General features: G+C 58.8%; 11 protein-coding genes and 1 rRNA gene. 5 read left to right on the top strand and 7 right to left on the bottom strand.

The features are described from left to right. Positions 1-57 precede the first annotated feature (57 nt). Positions 58-1830 carry an ABC transporter transmembrane domain-containing protein gene (locus AC0IXA_RS03080; RefSeq protein ID WP_471811651.1) on the bottom strand — a complete coding sequence of 591 codons (1773 nt, stop codon included), beginning with the start codon at positions 1828-1830 and terminating at the stop codon, positions 58-60. A 258-nt stretch (positions 1831-2088) separates the two neighbouring features. On the opposite strand from AC0IXA_RS03080, the gene AC0IXA_RS03075 reads away from it, so the two are divergent. Continuing rightward, a complete protein-coding gene (locus tag AC0IXA_RS03075; RefSeq protein WP_016775501.1) occupies positions 2089-2268 on the top strand; it encodes a PA1571 family protein in 180 nt (59 codons plus the stop codon). A 167-nt stretch (positions 2269-2435) separates the two neighbouring features. Here AC0IXA_RS03075 and pdxB read toward each other — a convergent pair whose 3' ends face one another. Beyond that, positions 2436-3578: a 4-phosphoerythronate dehydrogenase PdxB gene (gene pdxB / locus AC0IXA_RS03070; protein ID WP_471811648.1), complete on the bottom strand. Its 1143-nt coding sequence runs from the start codon at positions 3576-3578 to the stop codon at positions 2436-2438. 160 nt (positions 3579-3738) lie between these two features. On the opposite strand from pdxB, the gene AC0IXA_RS03065 reads away from it, so the two are divergent. Further along, positions 3739-5148 carry an MATE family efflux transporter gene (locus AC0IXA_RS03065; RefSeq protein WP_471811646.1) on the top strand — a complete coding sequence of 470 codons (1410 nt, stop codon included), beginning with the start codon at positions 3739-3741 and terminating at the stop codon, positions 5146-5148. 48 nt (positions 5149-5196) lie between these two features. Here the strand turns inward: AC0IXA_RS03065 and tusA are convergent, their stop codons facing one another. After that, positions 5197-5445, bottom strand: coding sequence for a sulfurtransferase TusA (tusA, locus tag AC0IXA_RS03060; RefSeq protein ID WP_122699495.1), 249 nt, complete (start codon positions 5443-5445; stop codon positions 5197-5199). A 144-nt stretch (positions 5446-5589) separates the two neighbouring features. Further along, the gene (rlmM, locus tag AC0IXA_RS03055; protein WP_041477361.1) at positions 5590-6663 is read right to left on the bottom strand and encodes a 23S rRNA (cytidine(2498)-2'-O)-methyltransferase RlmM; all 1074 of its coding nucleotides are present in this window, start codon (positions 6661-6663) and stop codon (positions 5590-5592) included. Positions 6664-6885: 222 nt separating this feature from the next. On the opposite strand from rlmM, the gene acnA reads away from it, so the two are divergent. Next, positions 6886-9627 carry an aconitate hydratase AcnA gene (gene acnA, locus AC0IXA_RS03050; protein WP_471811643.1) on the top strand — a complete coding sequence of 914 codons (2742 nt, stop codon included), beginning with the start codon at positions 6886-6888 and terminating at the stop codon, positions 9625-9627. A 314-nt stretch (positions 9628-9941) separates the two neighbouring features. Here acnA and AC0IXA_RS03045 read toward each other — a convergent pair whose 3' ends face one another. Next, the gene (locus AC0IXA_RS03045) at positions 9942-10430 is read right to left on the bottom strand and encodes an SRPBCC family protein (protein WP_341637051.1); all 489 of its coding nucleotides are present in this window, start codon (positions 10428-10430) and stop codon (positions 9942-9944) included. A gap of 176 nt (positions 10431-10606) precedes the next feature. On the opposite strand from AC0IXA_RS03045, the gene AC0IXA_RS03040 reads away from it, so the two are divergent. Together AC0IXA_RS03040 and AC0IXA_RS03035 are read left to right on the top strand one after the other, a co-directional pair. Further along, the gene (locus tag AC0IXA_RS03040; RefSeq protein ID WP_341637050.1) at positions 10607-11521 is read left to right on the top strand and encodes an ADP-ribosylglycohydrolase family protein; all 915 of its coding nucleotides are present in this window, start codon (positions 10607-10609) and stop codon (positions 11519-11521) included. A gap of 40 nt (positions 11522-11561) precedes the next feature. Then, positions 11562-11966, top strand: a complete 405-nt coding sequence (locus AC0IXA_RS03035; protein ID WP_341637049.1) for a lysozyme inhibitor LprI family protein — start codon at positions 11562-11564, stop codon at positions 11964-11966. 45 nt (positions 11967-12011) lie between these two features. Here AC0IXA_RS03035 and mrdA read toward each other — a convergent pair whose 3' ends face one another. Next, the gene (gene mrdA, locus AC0IXA_RS03030; protein ID WP_341637048.1) at positions 12012-13904 is read right to left on the bottom strand and encodes a penicillin-binding protein 2; all 1893 of its coding nucleotides are present in this window, start codon (positions 13902-13904) and stop codon (positions 12012-12014) included. A gap of 191 nt (positions 13905-14095) precedes the next feature. Then, a 5S ribosomal RNA gene (gene rrf / locus AC0IXA_RS03025) occupies positions 14096-14211 on the bottom strand. Positions 14212-14416 lie beyond the last annotated feature (205 nt).

Below are 14416 nucleotides of genomic sequence, written 5' to 3'. Positions count from 1 at the left end.
GTATCGTGAGATACGGGCATTTTTTATGGCGCATTACTGGGTCGGTTACTGGGTCGGTTAATCAGGCTGGCCATCATTAAACTGCAACGCCGCCAGCCGTGCGTACAGCGGATTGCTGGCGATCAATTGCTGATGTGTCCCCACCGCTACCAGCTTGCCTTGATCCATCACTGCAATGCGGTCAGCGTTCTTCACCGTGGCCAGTCGGTGCGCGATCACCAACGTAGTGCGGTTTTCCATCAGCGTTGGCAGGGCCTGCTGGATCAGATGCTCGCTCTGTGCGTCGAGGGCGCTGGTGGCTTCGTCCAAAAGCAGGATCGGCGCGTCTACCAGCAAGGCGCGGGCAATGGCCAGACGTTGGCGCTGACCGCCGGACAACCCGAGGCCGCCGTCGCCCAGATGAGTTTGATAGCCGTCCGGCATTTGTTCGATGAAGTCGTGGGCGTGGGCAATTCGCGCAGCTTCCTTGACCTGTTCAAGCGTGGCCGTCGGGCAACCGTAGCGGATGTTGTCCTCCACACTGCCGAAGAACAATGCAGGGGTTTGCGAGACCAGGGCGAAACAGCGGCGCAGATCCAGCGGGTCAAGGCTGGTCAGCGGCACGCCATCGAGGAGAATCTGCCCCTCGCGTGGATCGTAGAAGCGCAGCAACAAGTCGTAAACCGTGGACTTGCCCGCGCCCGACGGCCCCACCAACGCCAGGGTTTCGCCCGCCCTCACCGTCAGATTCAAGCCATCAACTGCGTAGCTTTGCGGACGCGACGGATAGGAAAAACGCACGTCGCGCAGTTCAAGTTCTCCTTTGACTCGCGCTGGCAGAGTGACCAGTCCGGTCGACGGTGGCTGGATGATGTTTTCCGAGCGCAGCAATTCCGCGATGCGTTCAGCGGCACCCGCAGCGCGTTGCAGTTCGCCGATCACTTCGCTCAGCGTGCCGAACGCGCTGCCGACAATCAGGCTGTAGAAAACGAATGCCGCCAGCTCGCCGGCCGAGATACGCCCGGCCATTACGTCCATGCCGCCGACCCACAACATCACCGCCACTGCGCCAAGCACCAGCACGATCACCAAAGTAATTAACCACGCTCGCTGGAAAATCCGTTTGCGCGCGGTTTCGAACGCCTGCTCGACGGTCGAAGCGAAACGCTGCTCGTCCTGAACCTGGTGGTTGTAGGCTTGCACGGTTTTGATCTGGCCGAGGGTTTCCGACACATAGCTGCCAATGTCGGCGATACGGTCCTGGCTCTGGCGCGAGAGATTGCGCACGCGGCGGCCGAAAATCAGGATCGGCGCGATCACCAGCGGCAGTGCAATCACGACAATGCTGGTCAACTTCGGATTGGTGATGAACAGCAGCACTACACCGCCGATCACCATCAGCAGATTGCGCAGGAACAGCGAGAGCGACGAGCCGATCACCGATTGCAGCAGCGTGGTGTCAGCGGTCAGGCGCGACTGGATTTCCGAGCTGCGGTTGTCCTCATAAAAGCCCGGATGCAGATACACCAGGTGATTGAACACCTGACGGCGAATGTCGGCGACCACGCGCTCGCCTATCCACGACACCAGATAGAAACGGGCAAAGGTGCCCAGCGCCAGCCCGAGCACCAGCAACATGAAAATGCCGATGGACTGATTGAGCAGATGCGGCGAACGGGTCATGAAACCCTGGTCTACCAACAACTTGATGCCCTGCCCCATCGACAGGGTAATGCCGGCGGTGACGATCAGCGCGAGCAAAGCGCCGAAGGCATGCCAGCGGTACGGCAGGAGAAAATGACTGGTCAGGCGCAGGGCGCGCCGGTGTCGGGAAGAAAGCATGGAGATCATGGAGTTCACGTCTGCGCAGATGGATCGGGCCAGCCTACAGACTCAGATGGGGTGGAACTCTGTAAATCACAATGAGTCAGGTTAAATATGCCCGGGATGTCCGGATGCTAGAAACGATTGGTCTAAGGTTGCGGTTGAGACGAGCGGTCATTTCTGTTTGAGTAGAGATGCCGCCCGCCGACAGACCGCAGGGAGTTGTCACAGCCTGGTCACGTGGCGGTTTTAACTTAGGCACACAACCTGATGAGGAGACAGGCCATGTCCTTGCAACACAGCAGCGAAGACAAGATTGAAGTGATGCGCACCAAACCCGGTCAGTCTCTGGGTTGCTCGATTATCGATGAGCAGGGCCGCGAAGTACCGATCACTGAAGACATGATCCAGGACGCTTGCCGCGAACTGGAGAAGCGATTGGTCAAGCCTGCCGAACAAGAGTGATGTAGCCACCGTCTTCCCGACCCGGCCCTGATTGGCCGGGTTTTTTATGTCTGCAATTCGGGATTGGTGGTGTGGCTTTCGCGAGCAGGCTCGCTCCCACCTTTAACTTTGCTGCACTGTAGATCCCCTGTGGGAGCGAGCCTGCTCGCGAAAAGGCCAGCGCTGATTCAGACAGCCACCGCCCCCAGCGCCGCCACAATCTGCCGCAACCTGGGCGCATCACCTTCAATTCGCACCTTCAGCCCTTCAATCTCGCGGCGCACCGGATACTGCTTGCGCAACACGTCAAACGCCGCACGCTGCTCAGCGACATTTCCCACCAGACTGCGGCGGAAATCCGCATCATCGCGGCGTGGGTCATATACGCCCCGGCACAACATCGCCAGCGCCCATGCCGGATCGCTGTCACCGTGCAGGGAAACTTCCGACAACCAGGTTGCTGGCAGCAGATCACTGAGCGCGATAGCCGCAGGTTGGCCAATGAAAGCGCAGTAGGCCTGATAGATCTGCGCGGTCCCGCGTTGCTTGCCGTCGAGGCTGTAACCGGCAATATGGGGCGTGGCCAATACGCAGAGCTCGGCCAGCGCAGGGTCGACTTCCGGCTCCTTCTCCCAGACGTCGAGCACCGCTTGCAGGTCCTCGCGCTCCAGCAGCACCTCACGCAGCGCAACGTTATCCACCACAGGGCCGCGCGCCGCGTTGATCAACCATGCACCCTGCTTGAGTTGCTGCATACGCTGTTGATCGAACAGGTGCCAGGTTGCAGAGTCGCCGCTGCGGGTCAATGGCGTATGCAGACTGATCACGTCGCACTGTTCGATGATCTGCTCGAGGCTGACATATTCGCCGCCCTCGGCAGCCTGACGCGGCGGATCGCAAACCTTGACGTTCCAGCCCAGGCCCTTGAGGACCTTGATCAAGCGCCCCCCCACTTCACCGGCGCCGACAACGCCGTAAGTACGCTGCGTCAGATCAGCCCCTTCGATTTCGGCCAGCGTCATCAGACTGCCCAGTACGTAATCGACCACGCCACGGGCATTGCAACCCGGCGCGCTCGACCAGCAGATCCCGGCCTCGTTGAAGTAATCGAGATCCAGATGATCGGTGCCGATGGTGCAGGTGCCGACAAAGCGCACCTTGCTGCCATCAAGCAGCGCGCGATTGACGTTGGTCACCGAACGCACCAGCAACACATCGGCGTGCTCGACCGTCGCGCGGTCAATGGAGCGGCCCGGCACTCGGCGGATGTCGCCGAAACCGGCAAAAAAGGCATCGAGCAGCGGGATATTTTCGTCGGCAACAATCAGCATGGCGGGCTCCTTGGGCGGATCGGCAGTTTAGGTGCTGACGCGTCGATCAGCCAGCAGGGTTTGCGCTTACAAATACGCAACAGAGGATATTTCCTGACCGAGGCGTCAGCGGCGTAGAATGCGCCGCTCTGCGCATCAATACTTTCTGGACGCTTTGCCTGTGAACCCTGTAACTGACCAACCTGTCGCCGTCTCGCTGAGCCGCCCTGCGCGGATTCGCCTGGAGTTGAAAAACCTGCTCGCCCTCGCCCTGCCGATCATCATCGCGCAACTGGCGACCACGGCGATGGGCTTCGTCGATGCGGTGATGGCCGGGCGCGTCGGGCCCAAGGACCTGGCGGCAGTGGCACTGGGCAACTCGATCTGGGTCCCGGTGTTTCTGTTGATGACCGGCACCCTGCTGGCCACCACACCAAAAGTCGCCCAGCGTTTCGGCGCCGGCAAGCACAGCGAGATCGGCCCGATCGTGCGTCAGGCGTTGTGGCTGGCATTGGTAGTCGGATTGATCGCCACCTCGATGCTGATCGCTGCCGAGCCGGTGCTACATCTGATGAAAGTCGATCCGGAGCTGATCAGCCCGTGCATGCAATATCTGCACGGCATCGCCAGCGGCTTGCCGGCGGTGGCCTTCTATCACGTGCTGCGCTGCACCAGCGACGGCATCGGCCGCACCCGCCCGGCCATGGTGCTGGGCCTGTGTGGTCTGGCGCTGAACATCCCGCTGAACTACATCTTCATCTACGGCCACTTCGGCGTGCCGGCCATGGGCGGCGTCGGCTGCGGCTGGGCCACGGCAATCGTGATGTGGGTGATGGCGCTGGGCCTGGCCGGCTACGAAAGCTGGGCACCAGCCTATCGCTCAAGCGAACTGTTCAGCCGTTTCGACTCGCCGCAGTGGGCGGTGATCAAACGTCTGCTGTCGATTGGTTTGCCGATCGGCATCGCGGTGTTTGCCGAGTCGAGCATTTTTGCCGTGATCGCCCTGCTGATCGGCAGCCTCGGCGCGACGGTGGTGGCCGGGCATCAGATCGCGCTGAACGTCAGCTCGCTGGTGTTCATGATCCCGTACTCGCTGGGCATGGCGGTTACCGTGCGTGTCGGCCAGGCGCTGGGCCGCGAGGAACCGCGTGAGGCGCGTTTTGCCGCTGGAGTCGGCATGGGCACGGCGCTGGCCTACGCCTGCCTGTCGGCGAGCCTGATGCTGGCGCTGCGCGAGCCGATTGCGGCGATCTATACCGCTGATCCAACGGTGATTCACATTGCGGCGATGCTGATTGTCTATTCAGCGCTGTTCCAGTTTTCCGATGCGATCCAGGTGACTGCGGCAGGCGCACTGCGTGGTTATCAGGATACTCGGGTGACGATGATCCTGACTCTCTTCGCCTACTGGGGGATTGGTTTACCGGTCGGTTATGCGCTGGGCCTGACCGATTGGCTCGGCGAGCCACGCGGTCCGAGCGGTTTGTGGCAGGGTTTGATCGTCGGTTTGAGCTGCGCAGCGTTGATGCTGTCGATTCGTCTGACACGCAGCGCGCGCAAGCGGATTCGGATCAGTCGTTCGGCGGGTTGAACACCCATAAAAAAAGACCTGCTTTTGCAGGTCTTTTTTTGCCCTGATTCAGGACTTCTTGCGAATCCAGTACAGATAGGTGCCGGCCTGTTCATGCTGGCTGACTAGCTCATGGTCAAGAAACACGCAGAACTTGGGGATATCGCGCTTGGTCGAGGGATCGGTGGCGATCACCTTGAGCAGGCCGCCGGGTACCAGATCGCGAATGTGCTGGTGCAACATCATCACCGGCTCCGGGCAATTGAGGCCGGTGGCGTCGAGGGTGCCGTCGACCGGGGTATCGATCATTTCACTCATGGTTCACTCCAGAAACTGGCCGGCATTGTCGCGCATTGCTTGGGATATCGTCCAACCCATGTGGGAGCGAGCCTGCTCGCGAAGGCAATCCGTCAGCCCCACCGCTTTCGCGAGCAGGCTCGCTCCCACAGGTTCAGTGTTGTATCAGCGCGATTTGGTTTTCCTGGTGTCGTGCCGGCGCAGATGGCAAGTCACTTCCTCGCGGTCGTGGTATAGCTGCTTGCAGCCGATATCAACCTTGATCCCACGCGCCTTGAATCCATCGGCAATGCGCTCGAGCAGACGTTTCACTTCGGCATAACGCTGCTTCATCGGCAGCTTCAGGTTGACCACTGCCTCGCGGCAATGTCCTTCGCCGATCCACTCTTCCAGCATCGCCGCGTTGCGCGCCGGTTTCTCGACAATGTCGCAAACCATCCAGTCCACCGGCTGCTTCGGCTTGAAGGTAAAACCGTCCGCCATCAGATGCTGGACCAGTCCGGTTTCCATCAGGCTTTCGGCCATCGGGCCGTTGTCGATGGCGGTAACCAGCATGCCACGATTGACCAGTTGCCAGGTCCAGCCGCCCGGCGCGGCACCGAGGTCGACGCCGGTCATGTCACTGTGCAGACGATCTTCCCACTGATCACGTGGAATGAAGTGGTGCCACGCCTCCTCCAGCTTCAAGGTCGAACGGCTCGGCGCCTCGCGAGGAAACTTCAGGCGCGGAATGCCCATCGGCCACATCGCCGAATTGCCGGCATCGGCCATGCCGAGAAATACTTCGCGGCCACTCTTGAAGGTCAGCAACAAACGCGGCTTGCTGGCGTCTTCCACCAGTTTGCCAGCGGCGGTCAGCGCCTTGCGCAGCGGGCCTTCGAACTTCTTGCAGAAGTTCGACAGTTCCTTGCCGTCATTGGTATCGACCACTTCCAGCCACAGACTGCCAAACACCGGGAAATCGGCCATGTGCGCGAGAATCACACTGATCCGGTCGTTTTCCGGCAGATCAATGAAAAAGCCCCGCGCCCACTGCCGCGGGAAGATCAATTCGGCGAAACGCTGACCGCGCATCAGGCGTTCGGCGCCGTCCGCTTCAGTGCAGACAAACTCGGCGCAGGCCGTGGCGGTTTTGGCTTTGGCGTAACCGGCGACATTGAGACGGGCGGCGAGATCGGAAATCTCCGAACAGACTTCGCCTTCGAAGCCGGGCCGGCAATGCATGAATAGGGTGTTCATTCTTACTCCTGGGCAGCGGTCGATCATTCGGCCGCTGCGCGATGCTCAAGCCTTGCGTTGCCGCAATGCCTGTCACGAAAACCGGCGCATGATAGCTGAAGTCGGAACCATGGTTGCGCCGATAGAGTCCAGTTATTAGCCAGCTACTCAAAACAGGGCTAGGTTTAATGCTCTGCCCGTCCCCTCAGTCCGTAGCCGTGCGGACTCAAAGGAGTGATCGTAATGCCGTCCCTCGATAGTCTGAAGTCACTGAAAACCCTACAAATCGACGCCACGACCTACCACTATTTCAGCCTGCCGGAAGCCGCCAAAAGCCTGGGCGATCTCGACAAGCTGCCGATGTCATTGAAGGTCCTGCTGGAAAATCTGCTGCGCTGGGAAGACGAAAAAACCGTCACCGGCGCTGACCTCAAGGCCATTGCCGCCTGGCTCAAGGAGCGCCGCTCCGATCGCGAAATCCAGTACCGCCCTGCCCGCGTATTGATGCAGGATTTTACCGGTGTGCCCGCCGTGGTCGACCTCGCCGCCATGCGTGCGGCGATGGCCAAGGCCGGAGGCGACCCGCAGCGGATCAACCCGTTGTCGCCGGTGGATCTGGTGATCGACCACTCGGTGATGGTCGACAAGTTTGCCAGCGCCAGTGCGTTTGAACAGAACGTCGACATCGAAATGCAACGCAACGGCGAGCGCTATGCCTTCCTGCGCTGGGGCCAGAGTGCGTTCGATAACTTCAGCGTGGTCCCGCCGGGTACCGGCATCTGCCACCAGGTCAACCTTGAGTACCTCGGCCGCACCGTCTGGACCAAAGACGAGGATGGCCGCACCTACGCGTTCCCTGACACCCTGGTAGGCACCGACTCCCACACCACCATGATCAACGGTCTCGGCGTGCTCGGCTGGGGCGTTGGCGGGATCGAGGCGGAAGCGGCGATGCTTGGGCAACCGGTGTCGATGCTGATTCCGGAAGTGATCGGCTTCAAGCTCACCGGCAAGCTCAAGGAAGGTATCACCGCAACCGACCTGGTGTTGACCGTGACGCAGATGCTGCGCAAGAAAGGCGTGGTCGGCAAATTCGTCGAATTCTATGGCGACGGTCTCGCCGACCTGCCATTGGCCGACCGCGCGACCATCGCCAACATGGCCCCGGAATACGGTGCGACATGCGGCTTCTTCCCGGTCGACGATGTCACGCTGGAATACCTGCGCTTGTCCGGCCGGCCGCCGGAAGTGGTGAAGCTGGTCGAGGCCTACACCAAGGCTCAAGGCCTGTGGCGTCTGCCGGGTCAGGAGCCGGTGTTCACCGACAGCCTAGCGCTGGACATGGGCAGCGTCGAAGCCAGTCTGGCCGGGCCGAAACGGCCGCAGGATCGGGTCTCGCTGCCGAACGTCGCGCAGGCCTTCAGTGATTTCATCGACCTGCAATTCAAACCCACCAGCAAGGAAGAAGGACGCCTGGAAAGCGAGGGCGGTGGCGGCGTGGCGGTGGGCAACGCCGATCTGGTCGGTGAAGCGGACTACGAATACGAGGGCAAGACCTATCGCCTGAAAAACGGTGCCGTGGTCATCGCCGCGATCACTTCCTGCACCAACACTTCCAACCCGAGCGTGATGATGGCGGCCGGGTTGCTGGCGAAGAAAGCCGTCGAGAAAGGTCTGACGCGCAAGCCCTGGGTCAAAAGCTCACTGGCCCCCGGTTCGAAAGTCGTCACCGACTATTACAAGGCTGCCGGGCTGACTCAGTACCTTGATCAGCTCGGTTTTTCGTTGGTCGGTTACGGCTGCACCACCTGCATCGGCAACTCCGGGCCACTGCCGGAGCCGATCGAGAAAGCCATTCAAAAGGCCGATCTGACCGTCGCATCAGTCCTGTCCGGCAACCGCAACTTCGAAGGTCGCGTACACCCACTGGTGAAAACCAACTGGCTGGCCTCGCCTCCGCTGGTCGTCGCTTACGCACTGGCTGGCAGCGTGCGCACCGATATCAGCAGCGAACCGCTGGGCGAGGATCAGCAGGGCAATCCGGTGTACCTGCGCGATATCTGGCCGAGCAGCCGGGAAATCGCCGAAGCGGTGAATCAGGTCAATACGGCGATGTTCCACAAGGAATACGCCGAAGTGTTTGCCGGCGACGAACAATGGCAGGCCATCGAGGTGCCGCAAGCGGCCACATACGTCTGGCAGGACGATTCGACCTACATTCAGCATCCACCTTTCTTCGACGACATTTCCGGCCCGCTGCCGGAAGTCAAAGACGTCAAAGGTGCGCGGGTTTTGGCCTTGCTCGGCGATTCAGTGACCACCGACCACATCTCCCCCGCCGGCAACATCAAGATCGACAGCCCGGCCGGGCGGTATCTGCAGGAAAAAGGCGTCGAACCGCGCGATTTCAACTCCTACGGTTCCCGTCGCGGCAATCATGAAGTGATGATGCGCGGCACGTTTGCCAACATCCGTATTCGCAACGAAATGCTTGGCGGCGAGGAAGGCGGCAACACCATTTACATCCCCACCGGGGAAAAAATGGCCATCTACGATGCAGCGATGAAATATCAGGCGTCGGACACGCCGCTGGTGGTGATTGCCGGTCAGGAGTACGGCACAGGATCGAGCCGTGACTGGGCGGCGAAAGGCACCAATCTGCTGGGCGTTAAAGCCGTGATTGCGGAGAGCTTCGAACGCATTCACCGCTCGAATCTGGTCGGCATGGGTGTGCTGCCGTTGCAGTTCAAGCTTGATCAGAACCGCAAGAGCCTCAATCTGACCGGCAAAGAGACGTTCGAGATTCTGGGATTGACCGGCGTCGAGCTGACGCCGCGGATGAACCTGCCGCTGGTTATCACTCGCGAGGATGGGCGTCAGGAGAAGATTGAAGTCTTGTGCCGGATTGATACCTTGAATGAAGTTGAGTACTTCAAATCCGGGGGGATTCTGCATTATGTGTTGCGGCAGTTGATTGCTTCGTAATGGAGTGAAATTCGCGCAGGCTGTGATCTTTTTGACTTGGCTTTCAAAGGCAGGATCAAAAGATCGCAGCCTTCGGCGGCTCCTGCATTCAGGCGAAAAAAAACCCGCCGAAGCGGGTTTTTCCCAAGACCATTATCGACTCCCTGTCGGCAGCGATCCTTGCGATGGTCGATCGTCCATGATCCTGAAACACTCCCTGTGTCTCAGTTGATGTGTGTAGATTACCCAGTGGATCCAATCAGCAATAGTCGTAAAAGCTACCAACGCGTGTAAGACATTCGCCATACAAACACTTCCGAAAACCCTTAGACCTGTCAGGCACCGCCGCTTTCACGAGCCCTGGCGCTTTCGGCGAGAAACTGTTCAAGCCTGCTCAACTGCTCCTCCCAGCCGCGACTGTCCATGTAATACGCCTCTTTCTGACGGATATCAGGGATGTGCGCGAAGCCGGATTCCGAGACCTTGAGTAGTGTGCCGTCTTCGAAGTCCTGCAATTCGAACTTGACCAGCGTGGTCGGCTCTTGTGAGTAGTCGATCTTCGGGTTGACCGCATACGGGTGCCAGCGGAAAGAAAACAACTGCTGCGGCTCGACCCGCTCGATCAGCACATTCCACAATACGTGTTCATAACCGGGGTACGTGACCTGGCCCTGCGTCCACTCGCCGGCAATGAAACGCCGGCCCTCGAGCGCCACGCCAAACCACTGGCCAAACGCCTCTGCATCGACCAATGCACGCCAGACGTGGGAACGCGACGCCTTGAGCTTGATCTTGCGTTCGAAACTGTTAGGTACTGGTTTCATACGTCACCTCCTGTTCTGAACACTAGGCTTGTATGACCACATGTCCAATGCGAAGTTGTATCGAAGCGCTGCAGACACCGATTCGAGCGGACACATTCTGCGGTAGTTTGCGCTCTGTGATCGGCGCCGCATGACCTGTTATCTTTCCAGCGAATCCGCAGAAACAAGGACGAATCATGCAGCCCTCTCTTGCCGATCGGTATCGCGGCGCCCTCCTCGGCCTGGCTTGCGGCGATGCGGTCGGCACAACGGTTGAGTTCCAGCCGCGAGGATCATTCCAGCCGCTGAGCGACATGGTCGGCGGTGGCCCGTTCCAGCTCAAGCCAGGGCAATGGACCGATGACACTTCAATGGCACTGTGCCTGGCTGAGAGCCTGCTGCGCAAAAACGGTTTCGACGCGGCTGATCAGATGGGCCGCTATCTCAATTGGTGGAAATGGGGATACCTAAGCTCCACCGGAGAATGTTTCGACATCGGCATGACCGTCAGCCAGGCGCTGCAACAGTATCAGCGAACCGGAGAGCCTTTCGCAGGGTCGACTGATCCGTTGACTGCTGGTAACGGGTCGCTGATGCGGTTGGCACCAGTTGTGCTGTTTTATTTTCCGGACGCTCGACAGATCCAGATCCAAGCTGCCGACAGTTCGCGCACAACCCATGCGGCGCCGGAGGCAATCGAGTGCTGCCAATTGCTGGCTGATCTGATCGCACGAGCGCTTGAGGGAGCGGAGAAAACACAGCTTCGGCGGTCGCCACTGCTCCAGCTTTCCCAGCCTAAGGTGGTTGCGATTGCGCGAGGTGAGTACCTCGAAAAAACGGCAAACGAAATCAAAGGCAGCGGTTACAGCGTGCAAGCTCTGGAAGCCGCTTTGTGGTGCTTTCACCATACGCAGACATTCGCCGAAGCGGTGTTGAAAGCAGCCAATCTCGGTGATGATGCGGATACAACGGCTGCTATCGTCGGTCAGTTGGCAGGTGCTTACTACGGCGCTCGGGCGATTCCCGAACACTGGCTGGAGCAGTTGCATGAAGGCGAGGAAATCACCGCCACTGCGGATCGCTTGCTTGAGGCCTCCCGGCTACGTACATAACAATCGATACACTCTTTCCACTCGAGATAGCGAGAACCTTATGTCAGTACGTTTGCTTATGGCCTCTGTGCCTTTTTTGTTTGCCCCTTTCGCCCATGCCGCCGTTGATTGCGCCAACGCCAGCGATCAGGCGACGATGAATCAATGCGCGGGGCAAGCCTTCAAAGCGGCGGACAAGGAATTGAATACGCTCTATCAGCAGGTCACCGGGCGCCTTAAGGACAACCCGGACGGAAAGAAGCTGCTGGTCAACGCGCAGCGGGCATGGGTCAGCTTTCGGGATGCCGAGTGCAAGTTTTCGGCATCCGGGGTGGCGGGCGGGAGTGTTTATCCATTGGTTTACAGTAGTTGTCTTAACGCGTTAACCAAGGCCAGAGTAGAAACGCTGAAGCAGTATTTGAAATGTGAGGAAGGTGATATGAGTTGCCCGGTACCCGGTGCGTAATCACAGGCTCACTTACGGGAGCCTGTGCTGTGAAACCGTTACGCCTCAGACGTGAGGATCGCCCGGCGCTTTGCTCGGCGCAGCGTATTGAGGTTTAAGGTGACCATCCTGATCGAGTAACCAGGCGTCCATGATCTGCCGCACTACTGGACCGGCAACACGACCACCCGCCTCGCCGTTCTCGATCATTACCGAGATGGCGATCTTTGGATGTTCGGCCGGTGCAAATCCTACAAACAGGGCGTTGTCACGGTGGCGCTCGAGGGTTTTCTCACGGTTGTAGCGCTCACCCTGCTTGATCGCCACCACTTGCGCCGTACCACTCTTGCCAGCGATGCGGTATTGCGCCCCCGCAGCCGCCGCTCGGGCGATGCCTCGAGCATCGTGCATGACCATCTGCATACCGTGGTTGACCTGCTCCCAATCACGCGGATCCTTGAGCAGAATGTTCGGCATCGGGTGCTCGTCAACCGGCGCTACACCGTCGACCGACTTGGCCAGGTGCGGCCGATTCCATATCCCTTTGTTGGCAATCAGTGCCGTGGCTTGGGCCAATTGCAGCGGGGTGACCTGCATGTAGCCCTGGCCGATGCCGAGAATAACTGTCTCGCCGGGATACCAGGCCTGCCGCCGTGTAGCGCGTTTCCACGCTTGCGACGGCATCAGACCGGGGGACTCTTCAAACATGTCCAGCGAGACTTTTTCACCAAGGCCGAACATCGCCATGTAGTCGTGCAGACGATCGATGCCAAGCTTGTGCGCCAGATCATAGAAGTAGGTGTCGTTCGAGCGCATGATCGCCGCGTCCATGTCCACCCAACCATCACCGCTGTGGTTCCAGTTGCGATACTTGTGATCGAAGTCCGGTAATTGGTAGTAGCCGGGATCGTATACGCGGGTCTGCGGGGTCACGACGCCTGCGTCCAGCCCTGCGATGGCGACTTCCGGTTTGATCGTCGAGCCTGGGGCGTACAGGCCGCGCAGTACGCGGTTAAACAGCGGACGGTCGATGGAATCACGCAACGCTGAATATTCCTTTGAGCTGATGCCAGTCACGAACAGATTCGGATCGAAGCTCGGATTGCTGACCATCGCCAGCACTTCTCCCGTGGACGGATCAAGGGCTACCACTGAACCACGACGGTCACCCAAAGCAGCTTCGGCAGCTTCCTGCAGCTTTACATCGAGGCTAAGGATGATGTTTTTACCTGGAACCGGATCCGTGTGCTTGAGCACCCGCAGCACGCGGCCTTGAGCATTGGTTTCCACTTCTTCGTAACCGACATGGCCGTGCAACTGCGCTTCATAAAAACGCTCGATACCAGTTTTACCAATGGATTGCGTACCTCGGTATTCAACGGAATCGAGGGTCTTCGATTCTTTTTCATTGATCCGACCGACATAACCAATCGAATGGGCGAAATGGGCCCCAAGGGGATAGTGCCGGACAAACTGCGGCTCGACATCAATACCCGGCAGACGAAATTCATTAACCGCCAGGACGGCAATCTGCTCTTCCGTCAGCTCATAAAACAGGGTGACCGGTGTGAACGGATGCCGGGATTGCTTCATCGCCTTGTCGAATATCGTGCGGTCTTCAGCAGGCAAGTGCAGCAAGTTGATGACTTCGTCCAATTCTTGATTGACGTCGGTGGCACGCTCACGGGTGATGGTCAGGTTGTAGCTGGGGCGATTGTCGGCGAGCAACACACCGTTGCGGTCGTAGATCAATCCACGCGTCGGCGGTATCGGGAGGACATGGACGCGATTGTTTTCGGAGATGGTCGAGTGATAGTCGAATTCCACGACCTGGAGGATGTACAGGCGCACCACCAGAGCGCAGCTGATGGCGAAGACAAACAGAGCGCAGGCGATCAATCGTTTGTTGACCAGCCGCGTCTCTTTTTCATGATCCTTGATTGGGATTGGTTCAGGCATTTCTACAGCAACTCTTTGACATAAATGAGTGCCGATCCGTGGGCCGGATATCAGTCCGTTAAAAAACGAGCTGCACCATACCAAAACTCGCCATCCACTTCAGGATGAATTTCCCCGGTAGCAGGCTGAAAACTTTCCCGCAGGCAAAACAAAACCCCAACTGCTTTCGCAATTGGGGTTTCGGAATTTAATCTTGACGATGACCTACTCTCACATGGGGAAACCCCACACTACCATCGGCGATGCATCGTTTCACTGCTGAGTTCGGGATGGGATCAGGTGGTTCCAACGCTCTATGGTCGTCAAGAAATTCGGGTACTGACTCGTGACCAGATGGTCTCGCTTCAGCAAATTGGGTATGTGACAGCTTTCGGTGTTTGTGCGCTTCGAATTTTCGGTTCATTTCGTCTTCACACACCGCAATCTGGTGCCTTCTCAGGTCAGCAAATTGCTTGGGTGTTATATGGTCAAGCCTCACGGGCAATTAGTATTGGTTAGCTCAACGCCTCACA

It is taken from the genome of Pseudomonas sp. AC083, assembly GCF_979253165.1.
The sequence above is the reverse complement of the archived record's forward strand: the minus strand, read 5'-3'. Positions and strand labels throughout refer to the sequence as shown.

Excerpts from the sequence above, each read along its gene's own strand:
- AC0IXA_RS03080 (WP_471811651.1), bottom strand. The coding sequence starts at position 1,830 with ATGATCTCCATGCTTTCTTCCCGACACCGGCGCGCCCTGCGCCTGACC.
- AC0IXA_RS03075 (WP_016775501.1), top strand. The coding sequence starts at position 2,089 with ATGTCCTTGCAACACAGCAGCGAAGACAAGATTGAAGTGATGCGCACC.
- pdxB (WP_471811648.1), bottom strand. The coding sequence starts at position 3,578 with ATGCTGATTGTTGCCGACGAAAATATCCCGCTGCTCGATGCCTTTTTT.
- tusA (WP_122699495.1), bottom strand. The coding sequence starts at position 5,445 with ATGAGTGAAATGATCGATACCCCGGTCGACGGCACCCTCGACGCCACC.
- rlmM (WP_041477361.1), bottom strand. The coding sequence starts at position 6,663 with ATGAACACCCTATTCATGCATTGCCGGCCCGGCTTCGAAGGCGAAGTC.
- acnA (WP_471811643.1), top strand. The coding sequence starts at position 6,886 with ATGCCGTCCCTCGATAGTCTGAAGTCACTGAAAACCCTACAAATCGAC.
- AC0IXA_RS03045 (WP_341637051.1), bottom strand. The coding sequence starts at position 10,430 with ATGAAACCAGTACCTAACAGTTTCGAACGCAAGATCAAGCTCAAGGCG.
- AC0IXA_RS03040 (WP_341637050.1), top strand. The coding sequence starts at position 10,607 with ATGCAGCCCTCTCTTGCCGATCGGTATCGCGGCGCCCTCCTCGGCCTG.
- AC0IXA_RS03035 (WP_341637049.1), top strand. The coding sequence starts at position 11,562 with ATGTCAGTACGTTTGCTTATGGCCTCTGTGCCTTTTTTGTTTGCCCCT.
- mrdA (WP_341637048.1), bottom strand. The coding sequence starts at position 13,904 with ATGCCTGAACCAATCCCAATCAAGGATCATGAAAAAGAGACGCGGCTG.